This is a genomic window from Bradyrhizobium sp. JR4.3 (assembly GCF_040547695.1).
GTDB classification, from domain to species: Bacteria; Pseudomonadota; Alphaproteobacteria; order Rhizobiales; family Xanthobacteraceae; genus Bradyrhizobium; species Bradyrhizobium canariense.
The window spans coordinates 19,954-27,668 of sequence record NZ_JBEPQF010000058.1 but is presented as its reverse complement, the minus strand read 5'-3'; the positions used below and the strand labels follow the sequence as shown (position 1 = coordinate 27,668).

The 7,715-nt window shown below is 59.0% G+C and carries 10 protein-coding genes and 2 pseudogenes; 6 read left to right on the top strand and 6 right to left on the bottom strand.

Annotation, left to right across the window (positions count from 1 at the left end; translation table 11 throughout):
* Positions 1-89: 89 nt before the first annotated feature.
* Positions 90-351, bottom strand: a pseudogene (locus ABIB91_RS40075) (transposase); the annotation flags it as partial.
* 95 nt (positions 352-446) lie between these two features.
* Between ABIB91_RS40075 and ABIB91_RS40070 the strand changes: the two are divergent.
* On the top strand, positions 447-719 hold the full coding sequence (locus tag ABIB91_RS40070; protein ID WP_354253300.1) for a PALP domain-containing protein: 273 nt from the start codon (positions 447-449) through the stop codon (positions 717-719).
* 834 nt (positions 720-1,553) lie between these two features.
* On the opposite strand, the gene ABIB91_RS40065 is transcribed toward ABIB91_RS40070, so the two are convergent.
* On the bottom strand, positions 1,554-1,766 hold the full coding sequence (locus ABIB91_RS40065) for a hypothetical protein (protein WP_354172532.1): 213 nt from the start codon (positions 1,764-1,766) through the stop codon (positions 1,554-1,556).
* Here ABIB91_RS40065 and ABIB91_RS40060 point away from each other — a divergent pair.
* Positions 1,695-2,072 carry a phospholipase C/P1 nuclease family protein gene (locus ABIB91_RS40060; RefSeq protein ID WP_354172536.1) on the top strand — a complete coding sequence of 126 codons (378 nt, stop codon included), beginning with the start codon at positions 1,695-1,697 and terminating at the stop codon, positions 2,070-2,072. The genes ABIB91_RS40065 and ABIB91_RS40060 overlap by 72 nt on opposite strands.
* On the opposite strand, the gene ABIB91_RS40055 is transcribed toward ABIB91_RS40060, so the two are convergent.
* The 4 genes from ABIB91_RS40055 to ABIB91_RS40040 form a co-directional block, all read right to left on the bottom strand.
* Positions 2,021-2,191 carry a hypothetical protein gene (locus ABIB91_RS40055; protein ID WP_354172530.1) on the bottom strand — a complete coding sequence of 57 codons (171 nt, stop codon included), beginning with the start codon at positions 2,189-2,191 and terminating at the stop codon, positions 2,021-2,023. The genes ABIB91_RS40060 and ABIB91_RS40055 overlap by 52 nt on opposite strands.
* Positions 2,182-2,661, bottom strand: a complete 480-nt coding sequence (locus ABIB91_RS40050) for a hypothetical protein (protein WP_354172528.1) — start codon at positions 2,659-2,661, stop codon at positions 2,182-2,184. Before ABIB91_RS40050 ends, ABIB91_RS40055 begins: the two co-directional genes overlap by 10 nt.
* A gap of 140 nt (positions 2,662-2,801) precedes the next feature.
* On the bottom strand, positions 2,802-3,872 hold the full coding sequence (locus tag ABIB91_RS40045; RefSeq protein WP_354172526.1) for a ComEC/Rec2 family competence protein: 1,071 nt from the start codon (positions 3,870-3,872) through the stop codon (positions 2,802-2,804).
* Between the two features lie 219 nt (positions 3,873-4,091).
* Positions 4,092-4,736 (bottom strand): phospholipase effector Tle1 domain-containing protein, encoded by a 645-nt coding sequence (locus tag ABIB91_RS40040; protein WP_354172524.1) that lies wholly within the window; start codon positions 4,734-4,736, stop codon positions 4,092-4,094.
* 266 nt (positions 4,737-5,002) lie between these two features.
* Between ABIB91_RS40040 and ABIB91_RS40035 the strand changes: the two genes are divergently transcribed.
* From ABIB91_RS40035 to tnpC, 4 genes and pseudogenes are all read left to right on the top strand, one after another.
* Entirely contained in the window at positions 5,003-5,425 is a 423-nt protein-coding gene (locus ABIB91_RS40035) for a hypothetical protein (RefSeq protein ID WP_354172522.1), read from the top strand.
* Positions 5,426-5,502: 77 nt separating this feature from the next.
* Positions 5,503-5,679, top strand: coding sequence for a transposase (locus ABIB91_RS40030; RefSeq protein WP_354172520.1), 177 nt, complete (start codon positions 5,503-5,505; stop codon positions 5,677-5,679).
* Positions 5,680-5,986: 307 nt separating this feature from the next.
* Complete coding sequence (gene tnpB / locus ABIB91_RS40025) at positions 5,987-6,148, top strand: IS66 family insertion sequence element accessory protein TnpB (protein WP_354172518.1); 162 nt, start codon at positions 5,987-5,989, stop codon at positions 6,146-6,148.
* A 134-nt stretch (positions 6,149-6,282) separates the two neighbouring features.
* Positions 6,283-7,702: pseudogene (gene tnpC / locus ABIB91_RS40020) on the top strand (IS66 family transposase); the annotation flags it as partial.
* Positions 7,703-7,715 lie beyond the last annotated feature (13 nt).

The following is a 7,715-nucleotide window of genomic DNA, read 5'->3' as shown; positions in this document are numbered from 1 at the left end:
GCAACAGCGGCCCACTTGCAAGAGGCCGGATACATTTGTGCAGACTGCATCGTCCTCATTAAACGACCTTGCACGGGCGGGGCGGGTCATACATTTTTTGACGCAACGTCCTTGAGCATGGCGCAATCGAGTATCGCCTCGGCCAAGAGCTTCTAGAGCTTGGCGTTCTCGTCCTCCAGCGCCTTGAGCCGCTCGGCGTCGAAACCTCCAGGCCACCGTACTTGGCCTTTCATTTGTAGAACGCCGCACTGGAGATCCCGTGTTTGCGGCAGACACAGCAGTCGCCGCACCCGCCTCCTGCTCTCGCAAAATCCCGATGATCTGCTCTTCCGTGAACCCGCTTGGCTTCATGGTCCATCCCTTGCCAGGCGACGGACTCTACCCATTTTTGGAGGAATTTGCGGGGCTGAGACCAATGGGCAGTCGACAGTGATGGCGATGCTCGAATGCTACGAACCTTCGCTTGGCGCATCCTTTCGCGCGCAGCCGACGCTTTTATGATTGTCGATGACCAGAACGCCGTCGGCGCGATGAAGCGTTTGGCCAATCCCGGGGACGGCAACCCAGCTGTCGTTGCAGGCGAAAGTGGCGGGGTTGGTTTGGCAAGATTGCTGAAAGTTGCTGCCGATCCGAGCTTGCGCGGCCAGATTGCTCTTGGACCCGACGCTCGGGTTTTCCTCATCAATACCGAGGATGCGACCGATCCTGGCGTTTACTAACAGCTCGTGGGTCAGTCTCCCGGCACAGGTGGCGAGGAGAACTCTTGGACGTCTACACGCTCATGATCCGCGGCCCTTTCGGTGAACTCGTGACAAGTGACGCAAGCCAACGAAAGCCAAGAACGAAGGCATCCAGCGATTGATCCTACGATTGAAATCCGCCGCGGTATTTCAGCCGCTAACGAGGCCCGGACGCACGTTTTCGGCATAAAGGACCTGGTTTTGCCGTCTTGCCCCAAGAGCAAACGCTATGACTTTGGCGCTTTGCAATCTAACCGCGTACGTCTCATCGCATGGTACAGCAGATTCATTTTCTTGTTGATCCGGCACAAGGGATATGAGCCCTTTCATAGTTGCGTTACAGCTCTGCGAGTGATCTATCGATATGCGTGGACTCCTAATCGTTCTCACGGCTTTCGTGATCATGTTGGCGGCTCGCGGCCAGCACCAAAGTGCTTTCATCCCGCGACCGACCGCGCCGATGCCACTGGTCAACGTGCCCTAGCGTCATGCTGTCTGCTGTAAGCAACGTCATCCAATCCAGTATCTTGGGAATGGCTCGTGATGCTGCTCAGGCTGACGTTCCGATCTGTACCGCCGCGTTGGTGGCCAGCAGCTCCTCGGCGCCAGCCTGGAGGCAACAAGGTCATTCCGTTATCGCAGAACTGGCGCAGCGGCACCTGAGTCCCGCCGCACAGGCCCTCAAGGTGCTGATCGGGGACAGCTCTCTGGCCGCGATCTCGACATGACTACAAATTCACAGCAGAAGGAAAGAACACGTCGGTGGCATTTCGTTGATATCGATGTCGAGCGTTCGACTTATGACGCCGGAATCTATTGCAAGCACGTGGGCAGACAAGGCTCCTGCATCGTTAAAGGCCTACCGGCAGCCATCGCAGCCCTGAAAGACAAGTCGCGCTCCAAAGACAACAGGTTGCGGGCGCTAAAAAGCTCGTTGTCCATCTTGCCGGAGATCTGGAGCAGCCATTGCATGCGAGCGAACGGAGCGGCGATGAAGGCGACAACAAATTGTCTGTCGTGCTTCACGCCAAAGACTCCAATGGGACCGCACACAGCAGGCGATCAACGTTCCACAGCATGTGGGACGACTCTCTTGTGGACCTGCAGGCATATTCATGGGGAAGTTACGCGGACGCGATGGATGCCAATCCGTTGCCGACGGCAGACGCGGCTCTATATAATGAAGCACGCATTGCGGCTCGGGCCAACCTCGTCGACCAATCGCGTCAAGAAGCGCTTTCGGAGGTCGGGGACGTTGTCTGTGCAATCACTTCTGAGATTCAGCTTGCCGCCTTTAGAGCAAGCACTGTATCTACAAAACGAATGCCATAATTCCTTGCAGCCATTCCGCTCGCTAGAGACTGGGCCATGAGAGATGTCAGATAGAGTAGCGCTGTCTTGTAATTCTGCATCGCAACAATACCGGTTCCGCCAAAGACGATCAGAAGCATGAAAGCGATGCCGGCATAGTCGCGCGTCCAGAAAACGGCGATGAACGTGTAGGACGCGCGGATCCTCCTCTACCGACTTGTAAAGCCTGTACCAAAGAGCATTCTGCTCGGTCGGAGTTGCTGGAAAACGGTCCGACTTTCGTCTTCAGCGTCGTAACGTCGATCCGCGGATCGCGATGAAGATAGTAAGAGAACGCCCGACATCCGGGCAAAGGATCGTGCCAACGCCAAAACACCAGTCTGGCCTTGGTTTGAACATCGAGCACACCGTTGATCACGCTGATAAGCACGGCTCCCAGTCCAGCAGGTATGAGCGCCTGCCAATGCTTAAGCAGTTCCTCGTATTCGGCCGCTAGGAACTGGTCCGTCTTGAGCGCAAGGGCGAAGATTGCGAAATTGACAACGAGGATCGTCATCAATGGGGAAGTGTTTTGCTCCTTCAATTTCTCCTTCGACTCTTTTTTAATCATCGTTTGTGCTCATTTGGGTCGACTTGTTCCGGAAACGGCGCAGAACAGGCGAGAAACGTGCTCGCTGTCGTCCACAGACACGAACACCAGCGCGACCGGACTCTGGCTCCGCCGCTCTCTCAGGTGAACGCAACAAGGTCTCAGTCTTCCTGTTCGTCCGGATACGGCAGACAATCTGCGGCGCTGTAGTCATCGCGCTGCGGAGCATTCTTGGAGGTCCGCTTGTTGGATGCTTCGGTTGAGATGACATGTGCACCACGATGATGCATAGCGCGGACAACGGATTTGCGGGGATGATCCTCATCGGCCTCGGCCGCGCTTATCACGGCGGTGAAGGTCGTCTTCCCGCCCTGTGCCGCCTTCTTTTCACCCAATAGTTGATCCAGCAAGTCGGTCGAAACGTTGTGGCGTCCACCGTGGTGAGGAACCTGAAATCGATCGATGCCAGGCAAGGTCAGTCCGGCCAACGGCGCATAATCGATGACTTCTTTGAGCCCAGTGCGTCCGGTGTCGGCGGTGAGCAGGATTTTGCATCCATTGAGATAGGCATACTGAACGACGCTCATCTCATTTTCGTTGCTCGTCTCGCCCGCCGGAAAATATTCGTGGCCCCAAGCGGCTTTGGCAAGCGCGACCGCCTCTTTGGCCACACGAACAGCCGCGTCGCGTGCCATTTCGAGCAGCCCTTTCTCCTGGGGGGTCCTATCCGAGGAGAGAATCAGATCCAGAAAGCGCGAACGTGTCGGAGCCATCACCCGGAAAGCGCCAATCGTGCTACCCTGAAATGGCGCATAGATAGGGATATTCTTTCGTAAGGCGATCTCTTCGAGAGCGGCTAGATTCGAGTAAGCTTCCCTTAGCGCCTTCTCCAGTCCATCGGCTGTTGTGAAGCGCTTGAATCGAGGAAGAAGCTCAGCAGCAAAGACCCAAGGTCGCAGCATCCAGAGCACGCCGACCTCACAGTCTTCCAGGACTCGCTGGAGACCTCCGGCGTGGTCGCCGTCATTGTGGGTCGCAACAACATGGTCGATCCGTTTCGGACTCCCGTAGTACTTGTTCAGGAAATTGATGACCTTCTCGCCAGTCGACTGGTAACCTCCGTCGACCACGTGAATGAACGTCTGACCGTTCAACTCATAGCGGATGCAAATGGCATCACCGCTGCTCTTCGCTTCAACATCTAAAAAATCAATCTCGAAGAAGTCTGTCAATCTTCTTCCTCCAACGGCTTGGCGCGACAGGCGCCAGAATTCGACTTGAGTACCCGGTGGTGCCGGACAGGAGCAGTGTCGCCAGCGCTTCTGCTTCCGCAACCAGAATAGCCTTGTCCGCCCTCCCGCAGCCCCACAACTCACATCAAGGACCTACGCCGACCCGGCAGGACGCTGAGCCGCATCCTGCATCACAGCCCTGCTGCATTGCGCGCCTTTTCATTCGTTCGAGCGCAGCTTATCTTCGTTAGGTTTTCGAGAATGCATTTTCCCTGCACTAATCATGGAGAACGACTTCCCGCTGGTGTGTTGATTCTGCGCAGCAGGCCGGGTTGCTGCCTTGGAATATTTAAGCAGCCACATTTCCTGGTCAGTCAGCTTGGTGGTGTCTCCCGACGCCTCGATCTCCTTGAACTTCCAGATGCTTTCCTCGTTTCCCCTCTTGTATCGGTCAAACAGCACGGAGACGCCGATAGGTGAGCCTGCTTTCAGGATGCCATCGATGGCGATCAATCCAGCTAGCGCTCTCGCTGTAAATGCGCTGCGGCTGAAGCCGAAAATGAAGATTTTAGGACGGCAGCGAAGTTCTGGACACGCACGAAGTTCAAGGGGACCTGGACGCTCAAGCGACACGTGAATCCCACGCGCGTGCCGATCGAGACGAAGGAAAGCTATCGGTGGCTGGAGAACCTGCGCCAGTCGATGGCGTTCGTGGGCACGCCGGAGCGCTGCGTGCATGTGGCCGACCGCGAGAGCGACCTCTACGAGCTCTTTTGCCTGGCGCAAGATCTCGGCACGCGCTTTCTGGTGCGTGTGCAAACCAATCGATTGGCCGCCGGCGCAGAGCGGCGGGATGGAGCTCATCGGGTCTTCGCCCAGCTCTCGGCTGCGCCTTGGGCGGGACGCCATTACGTCGCGATCGGACAGGATGAGACGGCGTGCGTGCACGTGAAGTTCGCCGCCATCCAAACCTTGCCGCCCGTCGGCAAGCAGAAGCGATATAGTCCTCAGCTTCTCACCTACATCCAAGCCCTTGAGATCGACCCGCCGGCGGAGCGTCCGCCGATCGACTGGAAGCTGGTGACCAATCTGCCGGTCGCAGATTTCGCCATCGCCATCGAGAAGCTCGAATGGTACGCCTTGCGCTGGAAGGCGGAGGTGTTTCACAAGGTCATGAAGTCTGGCTGTCCGCCGAAGAGGCGAGGCTTGAGACCGCCGAGCGGCTGGCCAAATTCCTCGCCCTCATCGCGATGGTCAGCTGGCGCATCTTCTTCCTCACCATGTCCGCACGAGCAAAGCCCGAGGTTGCGCCAGAGACAGTCCTTACCCCAACCGAAATCGCGACGCTTGATGCCATCGACGCGGCGCGGGCCAAGCCGCGCATCCTGCGCAGGACCCTCGCCACCTATTTGCTCCAGATCGCCATGCTCGGTGGCTACCTCGCACGCAACCACGATCCGCCGCCAGGAAACATGGTCGTCTGGCGAGGCCTAACACGCCTCAATGACATCGCCTTCGGCCTCTCAATCGGAACTCGCCGACGATGTGGGTAATTGAAAGCCGTTGAGGGCCGCCTTGTTTGACGGACGCGAACGCTGCAGGTCCTAGGGGTAATCCTAGGAGAAGCGCTATGACGATTTCGAGGGCGGAGGTGATCACATCGGTCGAGCGGCGGCGCCGGTGGTCACAGGATGAGAAAGAACGGCTTGTTGCAGCATCGCTCGAGCCCGGAGCCTGCGTTTCCGAGGTGGCTCGCATGGCTGGCCTTGCTGTTCAGGTGGCGCAAAGAGCTTTGCAAGCACGCTGAAGCGAGTATAGCGCCGTTCGTGCCGGTCGAGATTGGGTCGTCTGTGCCGCCGCTGGCGGTGGCCGAAGCGCCACTGACGACGACCGCGGCGCGTCGACGGAAGAGCCTTGGCATCATCGAGATCGATCTTGGTAGCGGGCACTGCATCCGGGTCGATGGCGACGTTGATGGAGACGCACTACGTCGCGTTCTCGATGCTTTGGTGCGCCGATGATCCCGGTTCCGACGGGCGCACGCGTGTGGCTTGCGACAGGCTACACGGACATGCGCCGAGGCTTTCCGACGCTGGCACTCCAGGTGCAAGGAGGTGCGGCGCAAGGACCCGCTCAGCGGTCATCTGTTTGTCTTCCGCGGTCGCCGAAGCGATCTTGTGAAGGTGATCTGGCACGATGGCCAGGGAGCATGCCTGTTCACCAAAAGACTGGAGAGAGGGCGGTTCATCTGGCCTTCGTTGCGGGCGATGCGGTGACGATCTCGCCGGCGCAGATGAGTTACCTGTTGTCCGGGATCGATTGGCGCAACCCGCAAGAAACCCAGCGTCCGACGCGGGTCGGATAGCCGTTTTGGGTTTGAATCTGCTGCTTGATCTGATTCAATGGCTTCATGATATCGAAGCCGGACGACCTTCCATCGGATCTTGTCAGTGCCCTGGCGGCGCTGCAGGCCGAGCGTGAGGCCCGGCTGCGAGCCGAGGCGATGGCTGCCAGCGCGCAAGCGGAGCTGTCGGATAACGCGGCGCTGATCGCGCATCTCGAGCTGCGGATCGAGAAACTCAAACGCGAACTGTACGGGCAGCGCTCCGAGCGCACGGCGCGTCTGATCAAACAATTGGAATTGGAACTCGAAGAACTCGCCACCACGGCGAGCGAAGATGAGCTTGCGGCTCAGGCCGCGGCGGCGAAGACCCAGAGCGTGCGCGCCTTCACGCGCAAGCGGCCGGTACGCAAGCCCTGGCCGGACGACATCGAACACGAGCGCATCGTCATTGAGGCTCCAACGAGCTGCGCCTGCTGCGGCGGATCGCGGCTGGCGAAGATCGGCGAGGATGTGACCAAGACGCTGGAGGAGATCCCGCGCCGCTTCAAGGTCATCGAGACAGTGCGCGAGAAGTTCACCTGCCGCGATTGCGAGAAGATCAGCCAGCCGCCGGCGCCGTTCCACGCGACGCCGCGCGGCTTCATCGGCCCACAATTGCTGGCGACGATTCTGTTCGACAAGTTCGGCATGCACATCCCGCTCAATCGGCAGAGTGCGCGCTTTAAGGCCGAGGGGATCGACCTGCCATTGTCGACGCTGGCCGACCAGGTCGGCCACGGGACCTTCGCCGTCATGCCGCTCTTCCACTTGATCGAACGCCATGTGCTTGCTGCCGAGCGCCTGCATGGCGACGACACCACCATCCGCATCTTGGCGAAGGGCAAGTGCAAGACCGGTCGGATCTGGACATATGTGCGGGATGACCGGCCCTTCGCCGGGCCAGCGCCACCGGCGGCGGTCTATTACGCCTCGAGCGACCGTCGAGGCGAGCATCCACAGAAGCATCTGTGCCGCCTTCGCCGGTATCCTGTAAGCTGATTGCTACAACGGCTTCGAGCCGTTGTTCGATCCGCAGAAGAAGGTGCTGCCGATTACGCCGGCGTTTTGCTTCGCCCATGCGCGGCGGGGCTTCTTCGAGCTGCCCTACATCGAGAAGAACGCCCGGGAAGGCCACAGGGGCAAACCGGTCTCCCCGATCGCGTTGGGGGCGGTCAGACGCCTCGACGCTTTGTTCGAGATCGAGCGCGCCATCAACAGCCGCGGCGCCGACCAGCGGCGCGCCGTGCGCCAGGAAAAAAGCAAGCCGCTTCTCGAGGACATGCATGCCTGGCTGCTCCTCGAGCGCGAACCCCTCTCGCGCTCCTCTGAGGTCCTGAAGCCCATGAATTACATGCTCAGGCGCTGGGAGGACTTCGCCCGCTTCCTCGACGATGGCAGGATCTGCTTGACCAACAATTGTGCTGAGCGCGCATTGAGAGGCATCGCAAGCCTTGAGTCAT

Excerpts from the sequence above, each read along its gene's own strand:
- ABIB91_RS40040 (WP_354172524.1), bottom strand. The coding sequence starts at position 4,736 with ATGAGCTCCATCCCGCCGCTCTGCGCCGGCGGCCAATCGATTGGTTTG.
- ABIB91_RS40030 (WP_354172520.1), top strand. The coding sequence starts at position 5,503 with ATGACGATTTCGAGGGCGGAGGTGATCACATCGGTCGAGCGGCGGCGC.
- ABIB91_RS40035 (WP_354172522.1), top strand. The coding sequence starts at position 5,003 with ATGGTACGCCTTGCGCTGGAAGGCGGAGGTGTTTCACAAGGTCATGAA.
- ABIB91_RS40070 (WP_354253300.1), top strand. The coding sequence starts at position 447 with ATGCTACGAACCTTCGCTTGGCGCATCCTTTCGCGCGCAGCCGACGCT.
- ABIB91_RS40050 (WP_354172528.1), bottom strand. The coding sequence starts at position 2,661 with ATGATTAAAAAAGAGTCGAAGGAGAAATTGAAGGAGCAAAACACTTCC.
- ABIB91_RS40055 (WP_354172530.1), bottom strand. The coding sequence starts at position 2,191 with ATGCTTCTGATCGTCTTTGGCGGAACCGGTATTGTTGCGATGCAGAAT.